This window comes from Aromatoleum sp., assembly GCF_032027225.1.
In the GTDB taxonomy this organism is placed as follows: domain Bacteria; phylum Pseudomonadota; class Gammaproteobacteria; order Burkholderiales; family Rhodocyclaceae; genus Aromatoleum.
Map to the genome: position 1 here is coordinate 291,190 of NZ_JAVSMM010000001.1, position 23,894 is coordinate 315,083.

General features: G+C 64.7%; 30 protein-coding genes and 1 pseudogene. 24 read left to right on the forward strand and 7 right to left on the reverse strand.

Annotated elements, in window-relative coordinates; all coding sequences use genetic code 11:
- Positions 1–188 precede the first annotated feature (188 nt).
- From ROZ37_RS01340 to ROZ37_RS01355, 4 genes are all read right to left on the reverse strand, one after another.
- Positions 189–545: an ATP-binding protein gene (locus ROZ37_RS01340; protein WP_312656878.1), complete on the reverse strand. Its 357-nt coding sequence runs from the start codon at positions 543–545 to the stop codon at positions 189–191.
- On the reverse strand, positions 538–2,028 hold the full coding sequence (gene istA, locus ROZ37_RS01345) for an IS21 family transposase (protein WP_312656880.1): 1,491 nt from the start codon (positions 2,026–2,028) through the stop codon (positions 538–540). The genes ROZ37_RS01340 and istA overlap by 8 nt, the downstream gene beginning before the upstream one ends.
- 136 nt (positions 2,029–2,164) lie before the next feature.
- Positions 2,165–2,686, reverse strand: coding sequence for a DUF4411 family protein (locus tag ROZ37_RS01350; RefSeq protein ID WP_312656881.1), 522 nt, complete (start codon positions 2,684–2,686; stop codon positions 2,165–2,167).
- On the reverse strand, positions 2,686–3,819 hold the full coding sequence (locus tag ROZ37_RS01355) for an ImmA/IrrE family metallo-endopeptidase (protein WP_312656883.1): 1,134 nt from the start codon (positions 3,817–3,819) through the stop codon (positions 2,686–2,688). The genes ROZ37_RS01350 and ROZ37_RS01355 overlap by 1 nt, the downstream gene beginning before the upstream one ends.
- A gap of 765 nt (positions 3,820–4,584) precedes the next feature.
- Here ROZ37_RS01355 and ROZ37_RS01360 point away from each other — a divergent pair.
- Together ROZ37_RS01360 and ROZ37_RS01365 are read left to right on the forward strand one after the other, a co-directional pair.
- Positions 4,585–6,057, forward strand: coding sequence for a competence protein CoiA family protein (locus ROZ37_RS01360; protein ID WP_312656884.1), 1,473 nt, complete (start codon positions 4,585–4,587; stop codon positions 6,055–6,057).
- A 484-nt stretch (positions 6,058–6,541) separates the two neighbouring features.
- Entirely contained in the window at positions 6,542–7,510 is a 969-nt protein-coding gene (locus tag ROZ37_RS01365; RefSeq protein ID WP_312656886.1) for a DUF2971 domain-containing protein, read from the forward strand.
- A 195-nt stretch (positions 7,511–7,705) separates the two neighbouring features.
- Here the strand turns inward: ROZ37_RS01365 and ROZ37_RS01370 are convergent.
- Positions 7,706–7,885: pseudogene (locus tag ROZ37_RS01370) on the reverse strand (IS256 family transposase); the annotation flags it as partial.
- Between the two features lie 569 nt (positions 7,886–8,454).
- Between ROZ37_RS01370 and ROZ37_RS01375 the strand changes: the two are divergent.
- Entirely contained in the window at positions 8,455–8,661 is a 207-nt protein-coding gene (locus tag ROZ37_RS01375; protein WP_312656887.1) for a hypothetical protein, read from the forward strand.
- A gap of 586 nt (positions 8,662–9,247) precedes the next feature.
- On the forward strand, positions 9,248–9,649 hold the full coding sequence (locus ROZ37_RS01380; protein WP_312656888.1) for a hypothetical protein: 402 nt from the start codon (positions 9,248–9,250) through the stop codon (positions 9,647–9,649).
- A gap of 64 nt (positions 9,650–9,713) precedes the next feature.
- On the opposite strand, the gene ROZ37_RS01385 is transcribed toward ROZ37_RS01380, so the two are convergent.
- Positions 9,714–10,547 carry a hypothetical protein gene (locus ROZ37_RS01385; protein WP_312656890.1) on the reverse strand — a complete coding sequence of 278 codons (834 nt, stop codon included), beginning with the start codon at positions 10,545–10,547 and terminating at the stop codon, positions 9,714–9,716.
- Positions 10,548–10,960: 413 nt separating this feature from the next.
- Here ROZ37_RS01385 and ROZ37_RS01390 point away from each other — a divergent pair, with 413 nt between their 5' ends.
- Positions 10,961–12,010 (forward strand): hypothetical protein, encoded by a 1,050-nt coding sequence (locus ROZ37_RS01390; RefSeq protein ID WP_312656891.1) that lies wholly within the window; start codon positions 10,961–10,963, stop codon positions 12,008–12,010.
- Positions 12,011–12,064: 54 nt separating this feature from the next.
- On the forward strand, positions 12,065–12,226 hold the full coding sequence (locus ROZ37_RS01395) for a hypothetical protein (protein ID WP_312656893.1): 162 nt from the start codon (positions 12,065–12,067) through the stop codon (positions 12,224–12,226).
- A gap of 168 nt (positions 12,227–12,394) precedes the next feature.
- On the opposite strand, the gene ROZ37_RS01400 is transcribed toward ROZ37_RS01395, so the two are convergent.
- Positions 12,395–12,949 carry a hypothetical protein gene (locus ROZ37_RS01400; protein ID WP_312656895.1) on the reverse strand — a complete coding sequence of 185 codons (555 nt, stop codon included), beginning with the start codon at positions 12,947–12,949 and terminating at the stop codon, positions 12,395–12,397.
- A 160-nt stretch (positions 12,950–13,109) separates the two neighbouring features.
- On the opposite strand from ROZ37_RS01400, the gene ROZ37_RS01405 reads away from it, so the two are divergent.
- The 18 genes from ROZ37_RS01405 to ROZ37_RS01485 all read left to right on the forward strand — a co-directional run bounded on the left by ROZ37_RS01405 (position 13,110) and on the right by ROZ37_RS01485 (position 23,893).
- Entirely contained in the window at positions 13,110–13,439 is a 330-nt protein-coding gene (locus ROZ37_RS01405; RefSeq protein WP_312656897.1) for a helix-turn-helix transcriptional regulator, read from the forward strand.
- 106 nt (positions 13,440–13,545) lie between these two features.
- Complete coding sequence (locus ROZ37_RS01410; protein WP_312656899.1) at positions 13,546–14,052, forward strand: hypothetical protein; 507 nt, start codon at positions 13,546–13,548, stop codon at positions 14,050–14,052.
- On the forward strand, positions 14,049–16,178 hold the full coding sequence (locus ROZ37_RS01415; protein WP_312656901.1) for a Mu transposase C-terminal domain-containing protein: 2,130 nt from the start codon (positions 14,049–14,051) through the stop codon (positions 16,176–16,178). Before ROZ37_RS01410 ends, ROZ37_RS01415 begins: the two co-directional genes overlap by 4 nt.
- Before the next feature lie 24 nt (positions 16,179–16,202).
- Positions 16,203–16,922: an ATP-binding protein gene (locus ROZ37_RS01420; protein WP_312656903.1), complete on the forward strand. Its 720-nt coding sequence runs from the start codon at positions 16,203–16,205 to the stop codon at positions 16,920–16,922.
- On the forward strand, positions 16,922–17,260 hold the full coding sequence (locus tag ROZ37_RS22060; RefSeq protein WP_409449919.1) for a VVA0879 family protein: 339 nt from the start codon (positions 16,922–16,924) through the stop codon (positions 17,258–17,260). The genes ROZ37_RS01420 and ROZ37_RS22060 overlap by 1 nt, the downstream gene beginning before the upstream one ends.
- Positions 17,250–17,912, forward strand: coding sequence for a hypothetical protein (locus ROZ37_RS01425; protein ID WP_312656904.1), 663 nt, complete (start codon positions 17,250–17,252; stop codon positions 17,910–17,912). Before ROZ37_RS22060 ends, ROZ37_RS01425 begins: the two co-directional genes overlap by 11 nt.
- Positions 17,902–18,222 (forward strand): hypothetical protein, encoded by a 321-nt coding sequence (locus ROZ37_RS01430; RefSeq protein WP_312656906.1) that lies wholly within the window; start codon positions 17,902–17,904, stop codon positions 18,220–18,222. The genes ROZ37_RS01425 and ROZ37_RS01430 overlap by 11 nt, the downstream gene beginning before the upstream one ends.
- Positions 18,223–18,225: 3 nt before the next feature.
- On the forward strand, positions 18,226–18,456 hold the full coding sequence (locus ROZ37_RS01435; protein ID WP_312656908.1) for a hypothetical protein: 231 nt from the start codon (positions 18,226–18,228) through the stop codon (positions 18,454–18,456).
- Positions 18,453–19,439 carry a hypothetical protein gene (locus tag ROZ37_RS01440; protein ID WP_312656909.1) on the forward strand — a complete coding sequence of 329 codons (987 nt, stop codon included), beginning with the start codon at positions 18,453–18,455 and terminating at the stop codon, positions 19,437–19,439. The genes ROZ37_RS01435 and ROZ37_RS01440 overlap by 4 nt, the downstream gene beginning before the upstream one ends.
- Positions 19,436–19,789, forward strand: a complete 354-nt coding sequence (locus ROZ37_RS01445; protein ID WP_312656910.1) for a MarR family winged helix-turn-helix transcriptional regulator — start codon at positions 19,436–19,438, stop codon at positions 19,787–19,789. Before ROZ37_RS01440 ends, ROZ37_RS01445 begins: the two co-directional genes overlap by 4 nt.
- A gap of 12 nt (positions 19,790–19,801) precedes the next feature.
- Entirely contained in the window at positions 19,802–20,332 is a 531-nt protein-coding gene (locus ROZ37_RS01450) for a host-nuclease inhibitor Gam family protein (RefSeq protein WP_312656911.1), read from the forward strand.
- Positions 20,332–21,243 carry a recombination-associated protein RdgC gene (locus ROZ37_RS01455; RefSeq protein ID WP_312656912.1) on the forward strand — a complete coding sequence of 304 codons (912 nt, stop codon included), beginning with the start codon at positions 20,332–20,334 and terminating at the stop codon, positions 21,241–21,243. The genes ROZ37_RS01450 and ROZ37_RS01455 overlap by 1 nt, the downstream gene beginning before the upstream one ends.
- 147 nt (positions 21,244–21,390) lie before the next feature.
- Complete coding sequence (locus ROZ37_RS01460; protein ID WP_312656913.1) at positions 21,391–21,693, forward strand: HU family DNA-binding protein; 303 nt, start codon at positions 21,391–21,393, stop codon at positions 21,691–21,693.
- Between the two features lie 66 nt (positions 21,694–21,759).
- Positions 21,760–22,185: a hypothetical protein gene (locus tag ROZ37_RS01465; RefSeq protein WP_312656915.1), complete on the forward strand. Its 426-nt coding sequence runs from the start codon at positions 21,760–21,762 to the stop codon at positions 22,183–22,185.
- 2 nt (positions 22,186–22,187) lie between these two features.
- The gene (locus ROZ37_RS01470) at positions 22,188–22,622 is read left to right on the forward strand and encodes a phage protein GemA/Gp16 family protein (protein ID WP_312656916.1); all 435 of its coding nucleotides are present in this window, start codon (positions 22,188–22,190) and stop codon (positions 22,620–22,622) included.
- The gene (locus ROZ37_RS01475) at positions 22,619–23,059 is read left to right on the forward strand and encodes a Mor transcription activator family protein (RefSeq protein ID WP_312656917.1); all 441 of its coding nucleotides are present in this window, start codon (positions 22,619–22,621) and stop codon (positions 23,057–23,059) included. Before ROZ37_RS01470 ends, ROZ37_RS01475 begins: the two co-directional genes overlap by 4 nt.
- A gap of 127 nt (positions 23,060–23,186) precedes the next feature.
- Complete coding sequence (locus tag ROZ37_RS01480; protein ID WP_312656919.1) at positions 23,187–23,696, forward strand: N-acetylmuramoyl-L-alanine amidase; 510 nt, start codon at positions 23,187–23,189, stop codon at positions 23,694–23,696.
- Positions 23,693–23,893, forward strand: coding sequence for a hypothetical protein (locus ROZ37_RS01485; protein WP_312656921.1), 201 nt, complete (start codon positions 23,693–23,695; stop codon positions 23,891–23,893). The genes ROZ37_RS01480 and ROZ37_RS01485 overlap by 4 nt, the downstream gene beginning before the upstream one ends.
- Position 23,894: the final 1 nt, after the last annotated feature.

A 23,894-nucleotide genomic window follows, 5' to 3' on the forward strand; every position in this document is an offset into this window, starting at 1 on the left:
GCCGATGCCCGTGGGCGAGAGTACCCAAGCAATAGGACGGGGTCGATGTCTAGCGACTCGGCTTGCTCCGGACCTCATACTCTCGCCCCTCGGCATCAGCCCGCCGCCAAGAAGATACGGGGCCGATCCGCGATCACTTCGTCAAGGCGCCTCGCAAACCCGAACCCTTATCGACTTGCCTCTCGGCATCAACCCCGTATCGCAATAGATACCTGCGATTTCCCCGTGCCCGTTCCACCAATGAACACGACGTTGTGGGCCGCTTCGGTGAAGGACAGGGTCGCGAGATCCTTGATCAACTCGCGATCGACCTTGGACTGTTCGAAGTCGAAACCGGCGAGATCCCGGTGCACCGGGAACTTTGCCGCATGCAGTTGGTAGGCGATGGAGCGCTCGTGCCGGTCGGAATCCTCGGCCTGCAGCAGATGTTCGAGAAGCCAGCGCGAACCCTGCACGGTCGTCTCCCCTTGAGCAGTCAGATCAGCCCACGCGTCGGTTATGCCGTACAGACGCAGGCTCTTGAGTTCAGCGATCAGGTCACGCATGGCTCGTCTCCTCACGCAGGCGGTCGTAGCGTTGCGGATCGGCTACCGGCGCCTCGCTCACGGTGAGCGCCGTCGCGACCTGCTCCGGTGGCGGCGCGGATTTGAGCCGGTTGAGCACGTTCTCGACATGTTCGGGGCTCGGGCGTCCCGATTCGAGCACCACCTCGATGGCCACCAGCACGGTCTCCAGACCGTGCGCGGGAACGGCAGCAAGGACTCTGGCCATGAGGCGGTCGCCGCCCTCGCGCTTGAGCAGCAAAGCGCGCAGCCGCTGCAGCGGCTCGGGCATGTCGGCGAAGGGGGCGCCGTTTCGCAGCGCCCCGGGCTTGCGTGCGATCAGCGGCAGATAGTGCTGCCGGTCGTAACGCGCCTCGTTGCGGTCGAAGCTGCGCACGTGGCTCGCCACCACCACGTCGTGCGCAACGAGGTCGATGCGCTCCGGATAGACGCGGATACCCACCACTTGGCCGACCAGTTCGCACGGCGCCGAGTAGCGGCAGCGGTCGAAGCTCACGAGGCAGGTGCTCGACACCTTGCCGACGGTCTCGACGTAGCCGTCGAAGGGCACGATCATCGGCATCAGCTGCGGCCGTTCCTGTTCGAGCATCTCGGCCAGCGTGAGGTCGTAGTCGGGATGCTTGAGTTCCTGCCACAGGCTGCGGCAGCGCGCCAGCAGCCACAGGTTCAATTCCGTGAAGGAACCGAAGCGCACCGCGGCCGCGTCCTGCCAGATGCGCCGCCGGCTGTCCTGCACGTTCTTCTCAACGACGCCCTTCTCCCATCCCGCGGCAACGTTGCAGAAGTCGGGGTCGAAGAGGTAGTGCGAGGCCATCGCCGCGAAACGCGTGTTGACCACACGCGCCTTGCCCTTCTTCACGCGGTCGACGGCCGTCTTCATGTTGTCGTAGATGCCACGCCGGGCAATTCCGCCCAGGGCCGCAAACGCCCGCGCATGCGCGTCGAAGAGCATCTCGTGGCTTTGCGTCGGGTAGGCCTGTACGACGAAGGCACGGCTGTAGCACAGCTTCAGATGCGCGACGAGGATCTTGCGCCACACCCCGCCGATTACGAGGTGTTCCTCGCTCCAGTCGAATTGGTGGGCCTCGCCCGCTTCGAACTGCAGCGGCACGAAAGCCTTGGTCACCGCGACGCCACCTTGCGCGCGCCAGCGCCGGATGAATTCGGTGACGCGGCTGTAGTCGCCTTCAAACCCCTGTGACTGCAGCTCGGTGAAGAGTTTGAGCGCGCTGCGCCGATCCCGCACCGGCCGACGCGCATCGGTCTCGAGCATCTTCACCAATTGCGCCGCATACGGCGTGATCTTGGTGTCGCCGACGCGGCGCTGGCACTTCGGTTCCACCCCCTCGGGCGCGTTGAGCCACTTGCGGATCGTCTTGCGTGTCAGCCCCGTGCGCCGCTCGATCTCGGACTGCGACAGCCCGTCTCGGTAGTACAACCGCCTTACCTTACCCAGCATGTTCATGGTCATCATCTCCTCGGTTCCCCGCCTCACAACGGAAGCGGCGGAGGTTAATGACCCCTGGGGAATTTTCAGCGCGCACACCCCGCTAAAACTGGGTAGTTTTCATCGCGCGCCAACACTCGACCTCGCCCGAGACTTAGGCGGCAGATCTGATCCGGAAATTCGGCCGAGCGTGGCGAGTTAGAAGCTCATAATACGGGATTGAACGAACGCCCATCGCCCTCGCGGCATCTGGAAGATAGATCTTTTTCTTCGCTTCAGGTTTGCTTTCTTCCTGAGACACGATTTCAAAGCCGTGAGTAAGAGCCGATGCGATGAGAAAGGCGTCTGCCACATCCGCCTTCGCAAACTCTGCAATTGCATGAGGGCGATAATGGCTACTGTTGACAGCCCACTCCACTACGCGCGCGTAGTTTGCCATGACATCGTCGTTGCCTACATCCGCGAGGAAGAATCCGCCGGGAAGATTTTCCGCCCACGCCCGAGCTGGGCATCCTCTGTCGCTTGCTTGGAGCTCCTTCTTGACCTTTTGGATACTGAAAATGAGCCCTTCCGCGTGGGCTGCTTCCATCCAGTTCCAAAAATCTTCGCAGAAGTCGAATCGGTAGAAGAAGTTCTTCGCTTGGATGAAGACGTTGGTATCGATGAGATACGGCATTAAGACGGCGTCTCCAGTACCCGACGCGCCAGTTTCACCACGGTGTCGGGTCGAATGTTTAGCAGACTCGCTGCATCCCTCAGCATCGTTCCCCCCTGCATAGCGCTTAGCAGAAGGGCCCGCGTAAACCTCTTGCTGTTCCTAGCAGGGATTGTTCGATACGGATCGCCGCCAGAGTCCTTTACTCTGGGCCGCAGGCGTGCGGCTCGCAGATAGTCGTCCCAGGTTAGCAACTTCAAGTCCAACGCACGCCGGGCGATGACGAGTTTGCTGACTCGAAACCGTCGGCTGAGGGAATCAATCTCGGCTTCCTGCGCGTCCGTCCAGGACGCGACAAACTCCTCCCTAGGCGTCAAGACTTCGGCTGCGACTCGATTGCAGAACCTTTCGACCACTTGCTCCGAAGCGCGCGCTTCAAGACTGGAGTCGGAAACACCGCTCTCGCCGATCCAGATATGGGCCAATTCATGAACGAGCGTGAAGATCCAGGCGGCGTCCGCGTCTTGGCCATTTATGAAGACCGTTGGAACCAGTTCGTTGGAGATCGCGAACCCGCGAAACTTATTAACCGAGAGACCCCGTTTAGTATTACTTCGGACAATGCCGCTTTTGAATACCAACACTCCTGCTGTTTCGGCCCTGTCAGCAAGCAGTGTGAAAAAAGCTGCGTAGTCGCGGCATCTCGTGCGGTCGGTGTCTGCTATCCCGAGCGTGGCGGTGATGTCCGCTGCAACCTCGTGCGCTTTCGGCCGCGCTCTCAGGGGGAAGCGGCCTACGAACTCACACTTCTCCGCCCCGATATCGCGCAGATAATCGGCGAACCATTCGACCTTCCGCTGTACGTCTTCCAGAACGTCAAAGAAGTCGTCATCGAGCGGCTCCGGATTCGCGATTTGTCGAAGATCCGGAAGGGAGGCCCTCTTTATCTGAGGGGGGTGCGGGAGGAACAAGAATCCAAACGGGATGTTAACGCGCTTGGCCAAGCTCTCTGCCTGCGTCGTGGAAAGCCTCCCCCCGAGAAACATTTCCCGCTTCGAGGGGGGGGCCAATTCCTCAGCCAACGCTTCTAGAGTTCTTCCGGAACGGTGAGCGGCCCATGTAAGAACAGGAAGGGACAAGTGCAGTGTCGCCATGCGCATATCCTATCAGCCGAACGCCACTGTTGTTAAGAGACGCATGTCACAGCGAGCCTGCGAAGGAGGCGACCTCGACACGCTCCGTCGTCGCTAAGCATCGGCCGAATGGCGACGCTCGGCGGTGCTGATCTGTCGCCCGGACAAGCGCGGCTCGTTCAGTCGTGGGCGTCGAGCTAGCACCAGCACTCCTGCACGGTCTGTCTGCCGCAGACCCTGACCGTCGACAGTAAATTCGAAGCACGGAGCAGCACGTCCCGCAGCGTCACCCGTAGCAGAATGGGGTCGAAGAGCGGTTTGACCAACGGCCGCAGCGAGGAGAGCCCCAGCGCGTAAACGATGTCAGCGCACTTCACCGGGCGCCCCTCCGCATGCCCGTCCTTCGTTACGATGCCGTAACGGCCCTTGATGCTGGCTCGGGGGTTACTGAAGGCGGCAACTATGGGCGTGAGCTCGCCGAACAGCGGGAAGGTTTGTTCAGTTGGAACACGTTGTGTTGGTTCGGCGAGAAAACAGCACTAGCTCGGCAAAGAAAAAGCCGTCCCGAAAACGAGGCGGCCACGGTGCAGGAGGATCCTGCCCAGGGGTAATAGCCCCGCTTCGAGCGGGCAGCGTGGGAAGAGTTACCTCGCTGTGCACCAAGGGAGCACGCATCCGATCCGCGGCGCCCTTCGCTTCGCCTTCGACGCCTTCGGGAGATCTTCGCCCACGGCGACCGACTTGGGGGCCGATGCCGAGTACGTGCATTCGGGTAACCTAGGTGGCATGACCTCTGACCATCGCATTCCCTTTGCCTGCGGCCCAGATGGGCGCGTGATGTCGATTCAAGAAGTGCCCCGCGGCCTGGACTGCCAGTGCACCTGCCCTGCCTGCGAAGCGCCACTTGTTGCGAAGAAGGGACGGAGACAGGCGTGGCATTTTTCTCACGCGCCTGGGACCAGCTGTGCCGGCGCGCTGGAGTCCGCGCTCCATATCGCAGTAAAGCAGATCATTGAGGAAGCCAAGGGGTTGCGGGTGCCGACGTGCACCGTCGTGCGCTTTCCTGAGGAACATCTCAATAGGCTCACCCGGATCAGGACCGGATTCGTCGCGCCGCCCTACTGCTACAGCGACATGCCTGACGGCTGGGTAGAGCGTGTCGGGGCGGGGCGGGCCTCTTCCCGGGGCCAAGATGTCGAATTCGATGCAGTGCTCGTCGAGCACCAAGAGGGCGACATTCGGCCCGACTTAGTGGCGATCAAGGGAAATCGGCGCCTCTATATCGAAGTGGCGGTCACCCACTTCATCGACGATGAGAAGCTACGCCGTATTCGAGCTCGGAAGACGGCGGCAATCGAGATTGTCGTGCCATATACGCTGAATGAAACGGTTTCCTGGGATCGCCTTCGACAGCTGGTGCTTGTCGAGACGAAGTGCAAGCACTGGGCCTATCACCCTCGGGTCGAACACCTAGCGGACCAGGATTATCGGGCCAAGGAGCCTATGCGTCTGGCTGCTAAGAGGGCAGCCGAGCGTGCAAAGAAGCGCGCCGAAGAGACCGAACGAAGGTACAAGGAAGCTGAACGAGAACGCGAGGAGGCCGAGGCGCGTGTGCTGGAGCTCGTCGCCAAGGCACGCTCCGAGCGGGAAACAGAGGAGAGGCGCTGTTTGGAGGAAATCCGCCATCGGCAGCAGCAGGAAGAAATTGCCCGGGCCGCTGCTGAGCGAGAAGCTTTGGCGCGGGAGCGCAGGGAAGCAGAGGAGCTTGCCGCAAGGCGAGCGGCCGAGCGCGCCGCAAGGTTCGAGCGTCTTCGAGCGGGAGTCATGTCTCCCGAGCACCCCCTCGAGTCGCCCGTCCTTCTCCTGGATCTCGATGGCGTGCTCCAACCTGATTCTCCGCGCTGGCCGCGGTCTCTTGCGTTCTTCCAGCAAGCGCTTATCGGATTACCCTGCAGCATCGTGATCACATCGAGCAGTCGGCATACACTGGGCCTTCCCGCGGTCGCGCAAATGCTCGCCCCGCTGGGCGGGCGACATCTCGGTGCGACCCCTGTGATAGACGCCAATGAGCCTTACGGCATACGGTCACGTGAGATCGCGAAGTGGCTCGGCAGTCATCCGTCTATTCGTCCCCTAATCGTCAATGCCGGGAAGTGCGGCGGATGGCCGGGCTGGCAGATACAGGTGATTTTGCCCCAGCACGGCTTTCAGCAGGGGGACGCCGATTACGTCCGGCGGTGGGTGCAGGCAAACCAATAACACCGCTCAGCTGGGGAACCATCGAGGTTGGGCCGCCGTTCGAGCCGGAAGCATGCGTCGCGCCGAGCCAGGACACGGTGAGCTCGAATACCGATCCGGCGCGGATGATGGTTTTGCTAACGGACATCGAAAGCAGCGAACTGATTCACGAATGCATCGAGCGCCTTTCTCAGCATAGAGAGCACGGAACGGCCAGAAGAAAAGGCGGTTCGTCTTCAGAAGACGCTTGAACTACTGAACCCTTCCCGCCGAGATACTGGTCACCTCGGCGAGGCACTCGAGGGCGTACGCACGACACGAGCTCCCTCGGTCTTGCGTCGCTGTCCGCGACCCGACTTGACCGTGCGGAACCCCGCACTAGTTCTCACGCCCGATCGCGTTCAACCCCGGGGGATCCGCAGCAGACTCGCATCCGGCCGCACCTTCGTGCAAGCGGCCCAGCGTGTCGTATATTGCGGTATCCCAGCCTCCGGGAGCGAAGCGTATGGCCGCTGTCCCTAACGGATCTCTGTACAAATACTTCTCAAAGTCCGGTTTTCTCCGGTTCCTTCGCGGCTTCACTGTCCGGTTCACGCCGCCCTGCGCTTTCAATGATCCGTTTGAGGCGGTGCCAACGATCACGGAGCTCTTGAGTGGCGAGTCGTTCATCTGGGACCAACTTCAAGCCGCACTTGCAATTTCGTTTGGCGGTAAGGTGGGGATGTTCTGCTTGTCCGAAGATCCGCTCAATTTGCTGATGTGGGGGCACTACTGCAATGCCCATCAGGGTGTTGTGGTGGAGTTCGATGTCACGAATCCATTCTTCAGCGCACGGTCGACTGCGTCCGGACTCCACCAGTACCTTCGAAAAGTCGAATATCGCGAGCACCGCGCAACTCTCCCCCTCGAGCACTTCCAGAAGAACAAGATGGGCTTACTGAATGACCATGGATCGGGATGGCTGGACCTGGTGCGTAGTGAGCACCCGCTGATGTTCACGAAGAGTCCCGACTGGTCTTACGAGCGGGAGTGGCGCTTGGTGCGGCAACTTGTCGATTCGCGCGATTCGTTCAGAAAGAAGCCGAAAGCTGCCCGGATGTTCACGGGCCACCACGTCGATGACGATTACGCGCGCGATCCTGCCCCAGCTTCCGTAGAACTCGCTCAGGTGCCCGAAGACTGTGTCAAGGCCCTCTACCTTGGCGCGAAGTCAACCACTTACACGGGGAACATGCCGACATTCGAGGAAGAGGTTTGGAGCCTTCTATCGAAGCGGCGCATCGCGAACAAGATTCTTATCAACAAGGTCCGGTTTGATCGAGAGCGCTTTGGGCTTCTGGCCTTCGATCTGCAGGATTCCGAACAGGTGCGCGCCAACGTCTCCGAACTTGAGTTCGCTAGTCGCAGCAATAACTTCGAGGGCATTCCTTTCAGAAACGGTCCGCCGCGGCCGCCGCAGCCAACACGGCGGTAACCGCGAACCTTACACACATGACCAGCAACCGCCTCTGGACACGATGTCTTCGTCGCCGATTGTCGTGAGGCTTAATGAGATGGTCAGCTCGATCCCCGCTCAGCGGCTACGCTGAACGGGGATTGTTCTTTTCGGAGACCATCATCATGAATGCTGTGACGTTGATCGGGATCGACCTGGGCAAGCACTGCTCCCACCTTCATGATGGCTGAGCTCGGCGCCGAGCGCGCGTTCGATCAGCGCCTTCTTGAACGCCATCGCGGCGGCATTGACCGCCTCGGCGCTCATCGGACCGCTGACGAACTGATCAATGAGTTCTTTCGGGATGCTGGGCAGCGCCGCTGCCGCTTGCTTCTTGTTCGTCTTGCTTGGCATACATGCTCCTTGCCGACATGTTATGCCTCACACACAAGATTTCTGACGCGCTCCATACTTGTCGGCATCATAAAAAATCGACCGTAAGCAAGCTCTATCCTAGCCTGGAGCCAAATCAATGTCGAACGACCTGTTGCCCCCCGGACTGGACTTTCTCGCGAGCAAGCTGCCGGATCTGCCCGCCTCGTACCGATGACCGATCTGCCCGGTACCGCGTCTGCTGAATCTCGGGTCGATGTCGAAACCCGCCTCTTCATGCAGGCCGCCGGGGAGCTCTCGGCAAATGACCCGTATTCTTCTCCGAAACCCACGTAGGCGGCTTCATCTTCCCCGACACCTCCGGCACCGTCTACCCGAATGACCGGCACGATGCCCGCTCCATGTGAAGATGGTGCACGAGTTCGTGCATCCCATCCGCCATGACAAGACAACTGCATCTCGCTCCTTCCTGCCAGCGATGGCCATCCGCCCACAAGCCGTGCGCATTGCGCGTCGCCGTCGCTCACTACAGGGTTGAAGGGCATGCGCGTCGCAAGGAACGCGGCCAGTTCTACTCATAGGGGAACCGAATGGATCAGCAGGTCAAGCAGGACGATCGGACATCGCCGGATCTCGAACGGATCTCGCTCGAGGAGCAGCGCGCGTATCGGAAGATGCAGGACCGGATGGACGCGGGCCTGCTCGAGCAGTGGGGGTTCGGCCCGGCCACTGTGGTGCCCAAGAGCACATCGTCCGAGTCGGCGGCGCCCACTACTCCCGCGCCGAAAGAAACCTAAGAGGCGCCCGCGGAGCTCAAACATGCCGAATTCACCGCAGACAGACGTTCGTCGATCGCCGAACAAATCGAGAGTTTGATTTCGAGGGACTTGCCGGCCGTGCTCGCGGATCCCTCGCCGCTGGGTCCGCTGCAGGAGTGGGAGCTCCCGGCACTGCGACGCTACGCCGCGCAGCTCTGGCAAAGTCCGTTGTGGAGAGCACAGATGCAGAAGGAAATAGTCCAGTCCTTGAGGCACTGTATGCGCTCCGCGACCAACCGGCATCGGCCGCCGGAGTTTCGCCCGCCGGGGGAACTCCCGCCGGACTGAGGAAGATCTTCTACTCCCCGCGGCGCTGACTCGGTCTGCGCCGGGCGGCGAACAGGCTTTTCGTTGAGTTGGCCCGGTTCTCGGTGCGATTCAGGCTGGATCCCACGCCCGGCTTCAGCCGCAACTTCCGCAACGCGAGAGAGCCCGGCAAGTTGATCGCGCAGGGGCTCAACCGGCTCACCGGTGGCGACGAGTTCGTGCCGGACCTCTTTTCGCGACCGGCGATCAGGTCGATTACGTGTTCGGCACGCTCACCAGCGGTGTCGGACGTGATGCGATGAAGGCCGCGAACCTGGCGATGGATTTCGCCACGCGCGAGCCGATGACCGGGCGCGACGTCCCCATCGTCGGCGGCTGGTACGGGCGCACGAACTCGGAGACGCAGCTGCGCCGCCAGTATTTCGACGCGATCGAGGAGGGGAACATTGCGGAGAACAAGCTCCAAGGGCTCGTGCGGAGCGGACGCGGCGCGGAGGCCGATGCCTGGCTGAGCGCGCATCCCGAGGCCGGTCTCGCCCGAGCGGTGTGGCGCACGCAGACGCACATCGGCAAGCTGAACAAGCAGGCGGCGACCGAGTCGGGAGAGGCGAAGCGCGCGACCGAGCAAGAGGCGATGGCAGCGATGGCGACGGTGCTGGAGACGATCCGGCGGGTGCAGGAGGAGGCCACGACGCGCTGAAAGTGGGGTGGTCCAAGCCCGGCCTAGTGACATGAAACGGAAATGACACTCTCGAGCAACTCTATCAGTTCCGTTTTACTGCGTATCGTTCGCCGGCGTACGGCGCTTGGAGATATGTGCTCCACGCCTTATTCTCGATTTTCGCAACCTTCAAAACACGGTCAATCACCTTAACTCGATCGGCTAACCCCACCGACAGGATGCACTCTTGGTAACTGTTCAACAGTGCTTCCCCTTCGGTCTCGAAGGATGGGGCCGTCCTGTCTAATGCGCGAACTCTTGCTAAGAAATCTTGCTCCGAACCGCATCGGGCGATCGTAAGCTCTCGAATGTGAGGCAACTCGTCTCCGACGAGGTCTAGCTCACTTTCAGTCAGCCAATGAATATCAGTAGATGAGGTGGCGAAGAGCCTGTCTTGAATAGCGGTCGGCACGCTGTGCCGTCGTAGAAACTCCCGAACGGCCTGTTCGGTTTGCGTGTACTGCTTTTTCGCCTCTGCCGGCGAAAGACCTGCGAACGCTGGAGAGGCCGAATAGATGCTATGTATTCCGACGCGCGCCTGGTCATTCAAGGCGCGTGACTGTGCTGCGGCGTAAATGAAGAAACAAGAGCTCGCGCACTTTTCTTGAACGAGAACGGTATAGCCGAGCTTGTGCACAAAGGACGCGATCGTTAGTCCCTCACTCACGCTGCCTCCCAAGGAATTAACAACGAATCGAGTCGAGGTTGCGGCTCTGACAGGATTTCCCGCAATTCCTGCCAACAGCTTTTGAATGTCGCCCTCTTCGATCCTACCTTCCATGACAATCTCGTGATTGGTCCCGAACCGGAAGTCTGCTGCCCATGTGGACCCCGTGATGATAAGTAGGCCGAACAAAGCGGCGAAAATCGTCTTCATTGAACATCTCCTGTCAGGAGGGGGCGTACCTCTGGCATCGTTGATCATTGTCATAGCACCCCATCGTATCTTGATGCTAAGTAAATTTTAGCCATCGGTGTGCGTGAAGTCTTTTCGCCCGTTCTCGACCAATCCAGCAGTTACCGTACGAAGGGCACCCCTGCCCCGTTGAAAGCCGTAACTTTGCGACACTTTCAATGCACCCGGTGTCCCGTGGCCTTCATCTCGACAACCCGCCTCGCCCAGCTCACGGACCGCACGCCCGCCGCGCTGCGGCTCGCCGTCGCACGACGCCGCCACTGGAACAACATCCGCCCGCGCAAGCTGCCGAACGGTCGCTTGCTCTGGCCGCGCGCCCAGGTCGAGGCGCTGCTCGGACCATCGAAACCACCGACACCACAGGAGCCTGAGTCATGGTCATGCCTTATTTCGCTGAAGCCCTTCGCCGTGAGCGCGAAGAGGAGCAAGCGCGTCGCGAGAAGCTCGGCGCCCACATTGTCGAGATTCCCGACGACGCCTTCGATACCGGCGCTTCGATGATCAGTTTCCGCGACCGTCTCGGCGCGATCGACGCCGAGGTTCAAGACATCGAGTCGAAGCGCGCCCGGATCGACGAGAGGACCGACGTCGTGGACCGTATCGGCGCCGTGCGCAGCGAGATCGCACAACGAACGGCAGCGCTCCACGAGGTCGAGCTCGCGGCGATCACCGACGCGCATCTCACGATGGATGCGGCCGCGGTGGCGCGTTCCGAGCTGGGCCGGCTGGGCGATGTGCTCGAGTCGCGCGTGAGCGGGTGGAAAGCGTTCCAGGCGCAGGTCGGCGCACCATCGGCTGAAGAGACCACAACGCCACTGGCCGAGCTCAACGAGGCGCGGCGGCACATCCTGACCCATCAAGCCGCGCATCTGCTCGCGCTGAAAACCGCGGTGGCCGAGGGGCACGGCACAGAGCCGGTGCGCGCGCGTACCGGTCATGGAGCGGCCCGCGCGGCCGACCTACGGTTCCTATCATCCTGCGCCCGAGGGCTCCCGCCGCGAACGCAAGGCCGAGGTACGCGCAGAGGCACGCGCCGCTTCGTTCAAGGCGATCTCGACGCCCGACTGATGGCAGGGAAACTCCCCGCGGCGATGCAGCGGGACCGTCGCGCCTCGGGGCTCGCCGCCGCGGCGGTGCTCATCATACGCGAAGGGGAGTGGATCACCGCGGTCGAGCTCGGCGAGGAGGTCGGCTTACCCTGGCGGCCGCTGGCCCTCGCGCTGCGTCGGCTCGCGAAACGTGGTGTCGTCAGCGAGCGCGTCGTCACGTACAAGAGCAGCGCGCGGACCAAAGAGGAGCGGTGGTTGTACCGCTACGCCGAGCGTGTAGAGGCCGACATTCCGCTGCTGCCGGCGGTGCAGAGGGCGGCACCGGGTGTCGCGCGAAGGGTGGTGGACAGGTTCTCGCTCGACGTCGAGGGGTAGCGCGGCACAGGGTGGCGGATTCGATTCGTTCCCCAGTGTGGGGAGGTGATCGAAATGGCACTCCAGACGGCCTCCCCGAACACGGCGGAAAGCCGCGTCAGTGTTGAGGATGCGCGTCGCGGCGCCTGTGTTCGCAATTTGCGCAAGAGCGCGCGAAAGATGGTCGGATTTGCGCGCGCTTTGGCACCGAGTCGCCGGCTGATGGGCCTGGATTGAAACATCGTGTCGTTCGCGGCGCCTCTCACCTCGCTCGAGGTCATCGCCCGGATCGAGGTCCCGCCGATCACGGACCAGATTTTGTTCTGCAGCCGATCGAGCAGCGCCGCGAAGGCGTGCTCTTCGTTGTGTCTCATCATCCTTACGCTTACTCCCTCAGGTTTTAGCTCAGCTGGCCACTAGTTCGAGTAGGCCGTTGAGATCTTCTTCGTCGTATCCACGATCCCGGCTCAGCCTGAAGGCGTAAGCGACCAGGGCTGCCTTGGCTGAAGGATCCAACTTCTTCCGCTTTTCTTCCGCCCACTTTTCGACGCGCTCGACGATGCGCCGAAGCACCTCTTCATCGACGCGCTGCCCGGCGATTGCGCTATCAGACCGGTTTGGGAGAGCCGCAGCCGCACCGCCCGCGCTGCCCAATGAGCGGCGCTCTGCAACCCGGCGATCGGCGACACGTCTCTCATCCCGCCCGCCGTGCAACTCTGCGTATGTCACTTCCGCCGACGGCGGCTGCTTCGCGAGTCGAATGGCCGCAAGCGTCTCGGCGTCGGGACAGTACTCAACGCGCATTCCGCCCGGGCCGCCGCGTGCGTGCGCCTTGCGCGTCTCCCAGTGAAGCGATTCAGCACGCAGCCGGCAACCGCGCGGCGTTGTCGGTAGGCGCGCGACGCCCTCCTGGCCCAACTTCGCCAGCTCGCTAGCCGAGAACCACACGAAATTTTCCACGTACCAACTCCGTTCCCTTAGTTGGAACGTACGCGTGACTTCAACGTACCTACGTTCCAACAAGTTAAATTCTCATAAATATCAATTAGTTGTGCAATTTCGCCTGATTTGCTCATGCGCATTAGTTGACACGTTGGGTACCTAGTTAGATACTTTGGCCATGAGCAAACAACGACGCCCAAAAAAAGCAGCCCGTTTGGACTGGCATCGCGCCGACATCGTGGCCGCCTTGCACAAGGCCGACTGGACGTTGCGGCGGCTGTGCAAACACCACGGCTACGCCTCGCCGACCACGCTGACCCACGCGCTCGACCGGCCGTGGCCAAAGGGCGAGCGACTGATCGCGGAAGCGATTGGGGTGTCGCCGGAAGTGATCTGGCCGAGCCGTTACCGAAAGTGTACCGCGAAGGCCGGGGTTTCCAATGAGATGGGTACCTGTTCTCAACAGGTTCCAAACTTCGAGGCAGGGTTCGTGGAGCAAGCAGCATGATCGGCCTTCTCGTTCTCGACACGATCTCACTTTGCGCCAAGCGCCGCCGTGAAACCATCCGCAGCGAGGAAGTTTGTTTGGCGCTCTGTGTTGGGGGGTACGCCCAATGAGTGCACGACTCCCTACCGCGCGCCGCACGCGCAACTGGAAACGGGTACGCGCCTCGAACCTGCGTGAGGCGATCGAACTGTGTCTCGCCTACGCGCTGGAGAAGCACAACCGCGGCGTTGATCGGGTCGCGGACCTGATGGGCCTCGCCTCCAAGTTCACGCTGTACAAGTGGCTCGAATCGGCCCGGCTGCCGGCGATCATGATTCCCCCCTTCGAGCACGCTTGCGGCACCCATTTCGTCACCGAGTACCTCGGGCACACCGCGCACAAGCTCGTCATCGACATGCCTCTGGGCAAGGCGGCGAGTGAAATGGATATCGCCGAACTGCAGGCGGTGTTCTCCGAGGCGACGACTCTTCTTATCCGGCACTACCAGGGCCAAACCGACGCCGACGAAACCGTCGCCGCGCTCACGCGAGCGATGGGCGGTCTCGCTTGGCAGCGCGCGAACGTCGCCAAGTCCGTGGCCCCCGAACTCGCCCTGTTCGGAGACGAGGAATGAGCGCCGCCAAAGCCTGGTTTGCCGCCGCCGAACTCGCCGGGCTTCCTGGTGTACCGGCCACGCCGAAAGGCACCCGCGAACGAGCGGAGCGCGACGCGTGGCAATTCCGCGACGTCCAAGGGAAAGGGGGCCGCGGCGGGCTTCGCCGCGAGTACGCCTTCGCCTCCCTGCCGGCCGAGGCCCGCGCCGCGCTGCAGGCTCGCGCGCTCGAAACAGCTCTCACCGTTGTTACCCCGGCGGCTTCCTCCCCCGCCGTTTCCACCGGGGCGGGCGTTCCCTCCCTACCGCCCGTCCCGGTTCTTTCTCCGGCCGAACTCACCGACCGGCAGCGCCTCGAGCGCGACGCCCGTCACGGCGTGCTCGCCGCGATCCGTCGGCTGCAGGCGGACGCCGGCTGCAGCCAGGAGACTGCGCTGACGACGCTGCTCACGAACGCCCGCGCCGGCCGGCTCGACGAACACCTCGATCGCATGCTGCGCCTGGCGCGGGATCCGCGGGGCCGTGCCGGCGACGGCTACCCGTCGGTGCGCACGTTGAAGCGCTGGCTTGCGGCGCCGGACCTCGCGCCGAAAGTCGTGCGCCCCGACATGGCGGTGCCGGGCTGGGCGAAGGACTTCCTCGCCTGCTACCAGCGCCCGGAAAAGCCGACCGTCGAGATGGCGTACGGGCACTTCTGCGCGCAGTGGGCAGCGGGTGAGCGCCCGAGCATTCACCAGGTGCGCCGCTTTCTTGCGAAGCTCGGCGCGGTGACGCGCGAACGCGGCCGCATGGGCGATCGCGAACTCAAGAACATCCGCCCCTTCGTCCGCCGCGACTTCTCGCTGTTGGAGCCGAACGACGTGTGGAGCGCTGACGGTCACACATTCGACGCCGAGGTTCAGCACCCACTGCACGGCCGTCCGTTCCGGCCTGAGATCACGGCTTTCGTCGACATCGCGACGCGCCGAGCGGTGGGCTGGTCGGTGGATCTCGCCGAATCCGCGACGGCCGTTGCCGACGCGCTGCGCTACGGGGTCGAGCGCTTCGGCATCCCCGCGCTGATCTACGTCGATAACGGCTCGGGCTACAGGAACGCGACGATGAACGACGCCGCGACCGGCCTTATCGGGCGCATCGGCGCGACGATGACGCACTCGCTGCCGTACAACTCGCAGGCGCGCGGCGTGATCGAGCGTCTGCACCAGACGCTGTGGGTCGATGGGGCGAAGGAGCTGCCCGGCTTCATCGGCCGCGAGATGGACCGCGAAGCGCGACTCGCCCAGTTCAAGTTGTCGCGCAAGGCATTGAAGGCAGGCGGCGCGATGCCGCTGTTGCCGTGGCACCTCTTCGTGCAGTGGGTCGAGGCGCGCATCAGTTGGTACAACGCCCGCGCGCACCGCAGCCTCAAGGGGCTGTCGCCCGATCTCGCCTGGGCAAACTTCGAAGCCAAGGGCTGGCAGGCCGAGCGCCTGACCGCCGACGAGCTGCCGACGCTGTTCCGGCCGCGCGTCAGTCGCACGCTCGCCCGCGCCGAGCTCCGCCTCTTCAACAACATTTACTTCGCCGGCGAGCTGGAGGAATTCCACGGCGCGCAGGTGCACGTCGCGTACGACATCCACGACGCGTCGCGCGTGTGGGTGTACCTGCCCGACGGCCGGCTGCTATGCGAGGCCGAGGCGAACGGCAACAGCAAGCACTACATGCCGATACCGAAGATCGAGCAGGCCCGCCAGACGCGCGCCCGCGGTCGGCTCGCCCGCGTCGATACCAAGCGCGAAGAGATCCTCGCGGAGCTCAACGGCAGCCCGGCGCTGCCCGCCCCATCGGCCGCGCAGATCGTCATCGGCGGCCGAATCGTCGAGCCGGAGAAGGTCCTCGCGCAACGCAAGGCCGTTATCGCCGACGAGGAAGTAACGCCTATCCCGGCCGGCATGCGTCGCATCGAGCCGGCAAAGCCCGCGAAGTCCCGTTCGGAGCGAAGCGCTGCCGAGAACTATGCCGACTGGCTCGAACTGGATTCGAGCATCAACTCAGGAGAGGAAGTTTCCGAAGCCGACGCCCGCTGGCACCGGACGTACCAGAACAGCGCGCAGTTCAAGGCGCAAGCCAAAAAAACGACCTCCCGCGCGGCAACGCGGGTGGCCTGAAGTTCCTACTAGCAAGGCAAAACGATGACACACACGGCACAGATCCACAACCTCGAACTCGTCCGCACCGCGGCCGAGCGCCTCACCGGCCGCACCGCTGGCCTGCCCGGACTCGCCGCCCTGTACGGCCCCGCGGGCTACGGCAAGACGACCGCCGCACTCGCCGTCGCCAACGAGGCCCGCGCGTACTTCGTGCAGATGAGGAGCGCCTGGACGCGCAAGACGCTCCTCGAAAAGATCCTGCTCGAGATGAGCATCAAGTCGCTCGGCACGATCCCGCAAATGCTCGACCAGGTCTGCACGCAGCTCGCCGCGAGCGGCCGGATGCTGATCATCGACGAGTTCGACTACTGCGTGCGCTCGGACAGCATGGTCGAGCTCGTCCGTGACATCCACGAAGGCGGCGGCGCTGCGCCGATCCTGCTGCTCGGCGAGGAAATGCTGCCGCAGAAGCTCAAGAAGTGGGAACGCTTCCACAGCCGCGTGCTGTCGTGGATTCCGGCGCAACCGGTCAGCGTCGCCGACGCGGACGCACTCGCGCCGATTTACTGCCCCGAGGTGCGCGTGGCCTCCGATCTGCTCGAACACCTCGTGCGGATCTCGGCCGGCAGCGTGCGCCGCGTGTCGGTGAACCTCGCCGCGATCGCCGAGGCGGCGGCGGTGGAAGGCTGGGGCGCGGTCGATCGCGCGACGTGGGGCGAGCGCCCGCTCTACACCGGAGAAGCACCGCGGAGGGGCGTGTGATGCGAACCCTCTCTCATCAGGAATGGCTGGCAGAGGCGAAGGCTAAGTTCGGGGATGACCCGCTCACATGGCGTTTCGTGTGCCCCAGCTGCGGTCACGTCGCGAGCATCCGGGACTGGAGAGACGCCGGCGCGCCGGAGGGTGCAATGGCCTTCTCGTGCATTGGGCGTTACACCGGTGACGCAAACGCTGCCGCGAATGCGGCATTCAGGAATGCTGGCGGCCCCTGCAATTACACGGGGGGCGGGCTGTTCAGGCTGAACCCGGTGACGGTGACGTTCGCTGAAGGCGAGCCGCGCGAGACATTCGAGTTTGCGGAGGCCCCGCATGACGCGTAAGCCCGCCACCGTCGAACTCAAGGGCGGCAAGAGCGCGCGCCAGCGCGTGTGGGAAGCCACCCGCGGCCTCGTCGGCTACGAAGGCGGCTTCACCGTCGTCGACGCGTCGCGCGCCTCGAAAATCGAAACCGGCATCGTCGCCGAGTACTTCAAGGCGCTGCACGCCGGCGGCTACCTCGGCCGCCACGACCGAACGCGCCGCGGCGCCCCCCACCGCTACTGGCTCGCCCGCGACAACGGCATCGAAGCGCCGCGCCTGCGCCGCGACGGCTCGCCGGTGACGATGGGCCTCGCGCAAGAGCAGATGTGGCGCACCTTGCGGCTGCTCAAAGGCGACACCAACGGTCGAGAGCTGGCGGCCCACGCGAGCACCCCCGCGGTGTCGGTCGCAGAGCGCGCCGCGCAGGACTACCTGCGCATGCTCGATCTCGCCGGCTACCTCGATGTCACCGCCGAGGGGCGCGCCATCGGACGCGGCTGGGGCAAGGGCGGTACCGGCATGCAGTCCCGCTACCGCCTCAAGGCCGACCGCAACACCGGCCCGAAGCCGCCGATGGTCTGCCGCACGAAGGTCATCTTCGACCCGAACCTGTGCGAGGTCGTGTGGGCGCCCGCAGCCGTTACCGAAGAGGACGCCGACCATGAGCGGTAACACGCCCGACTGGCGCCCCGTCTTCGAAGCCGCGGTCGAGCGCGACGGCGTCGTCCGCGTCGCCACGCGCCTGGGCTACAGCAATCACACGCTGGTGAGCCGCGTGCTGCACGGCTTTCCGGCCAACCCGAAGTTCGTCCAGAAGGTGATCGACCGCTACTTCGTCGTCGCCGAATGTCCCGCGACCGAGCAGGAGCAGCCGCGGAGCGAATGCCGCCGCATCGCGCTCGGCCCCGCGCCCACGCACAACCCGCTCGCGATGCGCATCTGGAAGGTCTGCCAGAGCTGCGCGCACAAACCGGAGGCTTGAACCGTGACACCCACCGAATTCTGCGAAACCCGCCTGCTGCCCGTCGTCATCGCCTTCGGCGCCGGCGTACTGGCGATGGGCTTCGCGGTCGATTACCGCGAGGCGCATGCGTTCGACGTGGCGGCCCGTGCCGTCGCCGTCGCCGAGATCTATCGCGACGCGTGCGGTCCGGTCTGGCCGCCTGTCGAGTTGCCGGCGGCCGATCTCGCGAAGATCGCGGGGGCGCGGCCGTGAAGACGCCCGCCGCGACCGCCGAGCTGGCGCTGCCCGATCGCATCCTCGCCGCGGTCGCGCGCAGTGACAGCCGCCGTCCGGCCCGCGCGGCCGACGTTGCAGTCGTCATCGGCGGCGCCGAGGCGGCGTTCTGGGCCGCGCTCGAACGCCTCATCGGCGAGCGTCGCATCAACACCGCGCACGTCCAGAAGCAAGGCGACCGCGCGCCGTGGCTCGCGATCTGGCCGACCGGACTCACCGCAAGGAGCGCCGCCTGGACGAGCGACAGCCACGGCGCGCTGTTCGTGAAGCCCCGCCCCGACGATCTCTTTCTCGCCTACGCCCCGCGCGTTGCAGCGACCCCTGGCAACAAGTCTGCCCCTGTTCAGGAGCCCAAAGAAATGGAAAACCATCGCAAGAAAGGCCAGCTCAAAACCCAATTCGTCGCACTCGTCGCCGGCCTCGGCCCCGACCGCGCCATCACGCTCGCCGCCGCGGCGCAGAAGCTCGGCTGCAGCGTCGATAGCCTGCGGCATACCGCCCGGACCCTCGCCGAGAAGGGCGAAGTCGGCGAAACCACGTTGGAGAGCAGTGGGCGCGACGTGCACGCGTACCACGCCGCCACGCCGTCCCCGGCCGTACCCGAGCCAGTAGCGCCCAAAGCGCCGGTGCTGGCCGCAGCCGAACAAGGCGCTGTCGCACTGGCACAGCCCGAGCCCAGGCCCGCGCCGGTCGAACCCCCGCCGCAGCCGCTCTATCGTGCCGGCGACATCCGCGTCACCGAGATCCACCCCGACGAAGCCGCGCAGATCGAGTTCGCGTTGTGGGACGACGGGCGGCTGACGATCGCCGAAGGCGACGAGATCCTGCTGCTGCCAGCTGAAGCGACGAAGCGGCTCGCGCTGCTGCTCGGCGTGCCCGGGTCGGAGCTGCCGTCCGCGCGCGCACCGCGGATGTCGCCGCTGCCGCAGCTCGTCGGCGCCGTCGCGGAGGCCCGCGCGTGATCCCGCTCGCCGTCCAGGCCGCCCAAGCCGCTGCAGCCTACGCCGACTACCTCGCCAGCCGGCCCCTCCGGCACGCGCCGCCGAGGCGCGGCGCCAACACGCTCGGCAGCTATGCCGCCCTGTGGCTGCAGGGCCTCTCCGACGCGAGCGAGCCGCTGTGCATCGGCGATCTGCTGGCGCGGCACGGTACGGCGGGCGCCTCGAAGAGCCACCTCACCCGGAGCATCGCCGCCCTCGTTGAGCGGGGACACGCGGAGTTCGTGCGCCGCGGCGCGAAGGGCCGGCGCTACTACGTCATCACCCCGGCCGGGCGCGAAGCGCTCGCCGCAAACACCCCTCGCCATCAATAGGAGCCGCAGTACATGGCCAAGAAGCCGACTCGTCACAAAACCGCAGCCGCCCCCGTGCCCGTGCCGCAGACCCGCGACCAGGTCTCGAACCACATCCGGGAGATCGGCGAGCGCAACCGCGAACTCATGCGCATTACCGCCGCGATGAACGACGAGCTCGCCGCCGTCAAGGAACGCTGGGAGGCGGAAGCCCAGCCGCACTCGCAGCGCATCGAATCGCTCACCGCCGGCATCCAGATCTGGAGCGAGGCCAACCGCGACACGCTGACGCAGGGCGGCAAGACGAAGACCGCGACCTTCCCGGCCGGCGAGATCGCGTGGCGCCTGCGCCCGCCGTCGGTGCGCATCACCGGCGCCGAAGCCGTCCTCGATGCGCTGCGGCGCCTGGGGCTCTCGCGCTTCGTCCGCCAGAAGGACGAAGTGAACAAGGAAGCCATCCTCAACGAGCCCGCGGCGGTCGCGAACGTGCCCGGCATCAGCATCAGCCAGGGCGAGGACTTCGTCGTCACGCCGTTCGAGGCTGAATTGTCGGAGGCGGTCTGATGTTCTTCAGAAACCTTCAGGTCTACCGGCTGCCGTCCCCTTGGGCGGTGACCGCCGAGCAGCTCGAAGAGCAGCTCGCACGCAAGCGTTTCCAGCCTTGTGGCCTTCAGGATCAGGAAACCCGCGGTTGGGTGTCACCCACTGGTGACGAGTTCCTCGTCCATCGTGTCGGCGAACAGTGGCTGATTGCGCTCGGCACGGAACAGAAGCTGCTGCCGTCGACGGTCGTCGCCCAGGAGGCCGAGAAGCGCGCGGAGGAGATGGCCGAGCGGCAGGGCTACAAGCTCGGCCGCAAGCAGATGAAGGACCTGCGCGAGCAGGTGATGCAGGAACTCCTGCCGCGCGCCTTCACCCGACAGCGCCGCGTCTTCGCGTGGATCGACCCCCTCGGCGGTTGGCTCGCGATCGACGCCCCCAGTCAGGCGCGCGCCGAGGATCTCCTCGAAGTGCTGCGCCAGTCGCTCGACGAGTTGCCGCTCTCCCTCGTCCGTACCGAGTGCTCACCCACTTCCGCGATGGCTGATTGGCTCGCGGCCAACGAGGCGCCGGAAGGCTTCACGATCGATCAGGACTGCGAGCTGCGCTCGGTCAGCGAGGACAAGGCCGCGGTGCGCTACGTGCGCCACGCGCTGGAAGGCGACGAGGTGCGCGGCCACCTGGGCGCGGGGAAGCTGCCGACACGGCTCGCCCTCACCTTCGATGATCGCGTGAGCTTCGTGCTGACCGAAAAGCTTGAGATCAAGCGGCTCGACTTCCTCGACGTCGTCAAGGACAAGCTCGACGAGCAGGGCGCGGAGGACGCGCGCGCGCTGTTCGATGCCGGGTTCGCGTTGATGACCGGCGAGCTGCGGCGCCTGATCCCCGCCCTTGTGGAGGCGCTCGGCGGCGAGATGAGCCGGGCCGAAGCGTGATCGCCGAGAACTGAATACGCATCACCGAAGGAAACCGTCGGGCACATAACGGAACCAGCCGGTACGGAAAAAGCAAAGAGCCAGCCTGGGGAAACCCGAAATTGGCGGCCGGGAACCGGCAACTCACACAACCAGGAGCACCACGAGATGAACAAGAAAGAGCTGATCGACGAGCTGCACATGCGCATCAACCGCCCCTCCGATCAACCGGCGGTCACGAAGTCGGCGATCGAGCGCGTGCTCGACGCCCAGGCGGAGGTCATGCACTCCCATCTGTCGGCCCGCGGCGCGGAGATGGCGCTTCCCGGCATCGGCAAGTTCGCGGCTAAACACCGCGACCCGCGCACAGGACGCAACCCCCAAACCGGTGCGCCGGTGGAGATCCCCGCCCGACGCGTGCCGACCTTCTCGGCGTCCAAGATGCTCAAGGATGCAGTCGCGGGCGCGTAACCGTCTGGCTCGATGGCCTCGTTACAACGGGGCCATCCGGCGAGACAGGTAACGCCAGGAGGAAGAATGCTCACGAAGGAACAATGGGCGCAGGTCGAGGCCGACCTGTCGCACCCGTACTGCCCCGTCGGGCTGCGCTGTGACGATCACGAGATCACGCTCAAGGTCGAGCGCGAAAAGGGGTTGAAGTTCGTGGTCTCCGTCTACGTCGACGGCTGGATCAAGGGCGAATGGTTCAAGGGCGAGCCCGAGCATGTGCGCAAGTTCTGGCGCGAGCATCGCTCGTTCTTGTGGAAACCCAAGCAGCGCGCCGAGGCCGCGAAGCGGTTGAAGCAGCGCGGGCTGTCGAAGGATAGCCGCGAGTGGTACGGCAAGGTCGTCGAGGCGAAAACCGATCCCATGTGGTTCCCGCACTGGCCGAACGCGAAGGCCCTGTGCCGCCATCTGCGCAAGACCTGCACGACGATTGAACGCCTCCAGCCGGAGACCTGACCATGGCCGCATCCGCCCCCCTCGCCGTGCAGATCGCCGCCCGCCGCCGCGCCGTGTTCGCGGCCTGCAAGGCCAACGGTCTCGACGACGACGCGCGCCGCCTGCTGGTGAAGAACCTCACCGGCTGCGCGAGCCTCGCCGATTGCACGATGGGCCAGCTCTCCGAAGTGCTGAACCACCTCAACCGTGGGAAGAACGGCTACGCCGGCCGCAAGCGCACGACGCCGACCGCCGACCGCGCGCCGCTGCTTGCAAAGATCGACGCGCTGCTCGCCGAGCTGCATCGCGTCACCGGCGAAGTGCATACGCTCAAGTACGCCGACGCGATCGCCAAGCGCAACGGCTGGGCCGAGTGCGTCGACTTCGCCGATCCGGTCGCGCTCAAGCACATCGTCGGCGCGCTCAACCGCACGCTGCAGCACAAGCTCGCGAAATGAAGCGCCCCCCGCCTCCGATCCTCGAATCAGACCTCCCCGCGACCGCACGCGACCTCGTGCGCCTGGTCGGCTGGGCGAAGGCCGAGGCGCTTATCCGCGAGCTGGGCGGCATCCCGTACCCGGTGCCGAAAGCGGCCGACAACAACGCGGCAGGGGCAATGCGCTTCGAGCGCCTGGCCGAGATCGTCGGCACGCGCGGCGCAGACCGCATCGTCGGCGAGTACGGCGGCGACGTGATGGAGATCCCGAACTGCAAGACGGCGATCGCCCGTGCGCGGATGCGGGCCATGCGAGCGCGCTGCGACGCCGGCGCCACGCTCGAAGAGATCGCGCTGGAGTTCGGCTGCACGACGCGCTGGGTGACGGAGGTGCTGAAGCGCCCCGACGACGGCGCGGGCCGGGTGCTGGAGCGTGGTGGGCAGATGGGGCTGTTCTGAGGCGATGCAAAGCCGCTAGACTGTTGCCCGTCCGGACCCCCACAGCCCCGCCCCGAGCGGGGCTTTTCAATTCTCCCGGAACCGCTTCCCCTCCAGGCCGCCTCGCGCGCCCGCGTAGCCTCGCGTCATGGCTACGCGACAGATCGACCTCATCGTCATCCACTGCTCCGCGACCCCGAACGGGCGCTGGACGAGCACGCTGGACATCGACCACTGGCACGCCGAGCGCGGTTTCCGCCGCCAGTCCGGCGCCGCCGCTCACTACAACCCCGACCTCAAGAGCATCGGCTACCACTGGGTGCTCTACCCGAATGGTGCGCGTGCGACCGGGCGACACGCGTCCGAAGTCGGCGCGCACGCCCGTGGCGTGAATGCCCGCTCGCTCGGTATCTGCCTCGTCGGCACCGATCGCTACACCTACGCGCAGTGGGGCGCGCTGCTCGACCAGGTGCGCCACCTCTGCGCCACCCATCACGTGCCGCTGCAGCACGCCGACGCCCGTAACGGGTACGTCGGCGTCTGTGGGCACCGCGATCTCGCGGGCGTCGCGAAGACCTGCCCCGGCTTCGAGGTCGCCGACTGGCTCGACCAGGATCTGCTGCCGCTCGCCGATCACCTTCTGGAGACTCCCCGATGACCGTCCGCGTTTCCATCACGCATCACGACGCCGAGCCGCCCGCACTCGTCGCCGAAGAGTTCTATATCGGCCCGGGCGGTGAAGTGAGCGACGCGCCGGTGCGCGCGACCGAGGTCCCGGCGGGCGCGACCGCGACGGTGCATCTGCGCTCGGGCAACGTGCTCGTCCTGCGCGAATCCGACCGGTGGGAGCGCTGAG

Excerpts from the sequence above, each read along its gene's own strand:
- ROZ37_RS01415 (WP_312656901.1), top strand. The coding sequence starts at position 14,049 with ATGAGCGCCGCCAAAGCCTGGTTTGCCGCCGCCGAACTCGCCGGGCTT.
- ROZ37_RS01340 (WP_312656878.1), bottom strand. The coding sequence starts at position 545 with ATGCGTGACCTGATCGCTGAACTCAAGAGCCTGCGTCTGTACGGCATA.
- ROZ37_RS01450 (WP_312656911.1), top strand. The coding sequence starts at position 19,802 with ATGGCCAAGAAGCCGACTCGTCACAAAACCGCAGCCGCCCCCGTGCCC.
- ROZ37_RS01390 (WP_312656891.1), top strand. The coding sequence starts at position 10,961 with ATGGTCATGCCTTATTTCGCTGAAGCCCTTCGCCGTGAGCGCGAAGAG.
- ROZ37_RS01375 (WP_312656887.1), top strand. The coding sequence starts at position 8,455 with ATGGATCAGCAGGTCAAGCAGGACGATCGGACATCGCCGGATCTCGAA.
- ROZ37_RS01395 (WP_312656893.1), top strand. The coding sequence starts at position 12,065 with ATGGCACTCCAGACGGCCTCCCCGAACACGGCGGAAAGCCGCGTCAGT.
- istA (WP_312656880.1), bottom strand. The coding sequence starts at position 2,028 with ATGAACATGCTGGGTAAGGTAAGGCGGTTGTACTACCGAGACGGGCTG.
- ROZ37_RS01350 (WP_312656881.1), bottom strand. The coding sequence starts at position 2,686 with ATGCCGTATCTCATCGATACCAACGTCTTCATCCAAGCGAAGAACTTC.
- ROZ37_RS01380 (WP_312656888.1), top strand. The coding sequence starts at position 9,248 with ATGAAGGCCGCGAACCTGGCGATGGATTTCGCCACGCGCGAGCCGATG.
- ROZ37_RS01455 (WP_312656912.1), top strand. The coding sequence starts at position 20,332 with ATGTTCTTCAGAAACCTTCAGGTCTACCGGCTGCCGTCCCCTTGGGCG.
- ROZ37_RS01365 (WP_312656886.1), top strand. The coding sequence starts at position 6,542 with ATGGCCGCTGTCCCTAACGGATCTCTGTACAAATACTTCTCAAAGTCC.
- ROZ37_RS01405 (WP_312656897.1), top strand. The coding sequence starts at position 13,110 with ATGAGCAAACAACGACGCCCAAAAAAAGCAGCCCGTTTGGACTGGCAT.
- ROZ37_RS01485 (WP_312656921.1), top strand. The coding sequence starts at position 23,693 with ATGACCGTCCGCGTTTCCATCACGCATCACGACGCCGAGCCGCCCGCA.
- ROZ37_RS01465 (WP_312656915.1), top strand. The coding sequence starts at position 21,760 with ATGCTCACGAAGGAACAATGGGCGCAGGTCGAGGCCGACCTGTCGCAC.
- ROZ37_RS01420 (WP_312656903.1), top strand. The coding sequence starts at position 16,203 with ATGACACACACGGCACAGATCCACAACCTCGAACTCGTCCGCACCGCG.
- ROZ37_RS01425 (WP_312656904.1), top strand. The coding sequence starts at position 17,250 with ATGACGCGTAAGCCCGCCACCGTCGAACTCAAGGGCGGCAAGAGCGCG.
- ROZ37_RS01430 (WP_312656906.1), top strand. The coding sequence starts at position 17,902 with ATGAGCGGTAACACGCCCGACTGGCGCCCCGTCTTCGAAGCCGCGGTC.
- ROZ37_RS01360 (WP_312656884.1), top strand. The coding sequence starts at position 4,585 with ATGACCTCTGACCATCGCATTCCCTTTGCCTGCGGCCCAGATGGGCGC.
- ROZ37_RS22060 (WP_409449919.1), top strand. The coding sequence starts at position 16,922 with ATGCGAACCCTCTCTCATCAGGAATGGCTGGCAGAGGCGAAGGCTAAG.
- ROZ37_RS01480 (WP_312656919.1), top strand. The coding sequence starts at position 23,187 with ATGGCTACGCGACAGATCGACCTCATCGTCATCCACTGCTCCGCGACC.
- ROZ37_RS01355 (WP_312656883.1), bottom strand. The coding sequence starts at position 3,819 with ATGGCGACACTGCACTTGTCCCTTCCTGTTCTTACATGGGCCGCTCAC.
- ROZ37_RS01460 (WP_312656913.1), top strand. The coding sequence starts at position 21,391 with ATGAACAAGAAAGAGCTGATCGACGAGCTGCACATGCGCATCAACCGC.
- ROZ37_RS01385 (WP_312656890.1), bottom strand. The coding sequence starts at position 10,547 with ATGAAGACGATTTTCGCCGCTTTGTTCGGCCTACTTATCATCACGGGG.
- ROZ37_RS01410 (WP_312656899.1), top strand. The coding sequence starts at position 13,546 with ATGAGTGCACGACTCCCTACCGCGCGCCGCACGCGCAACTGGAAACGG.
- ROZ37_RS01475 (WP_312656917.1), top strand. The coding sequence starts at position 22,619 with ATGAAGCGCCCCCCGCCTCCGATCCTCGAATCAGACCTCCCCGCGACC.
- ROZ37_RS01470 (WP_312656916.1), top strand. The coding sequence starts at position 22,188 with ATGGCCGCATCCGCCCCCCTCGCCGTGCAGATCGCCGCCCGCCGCCGC.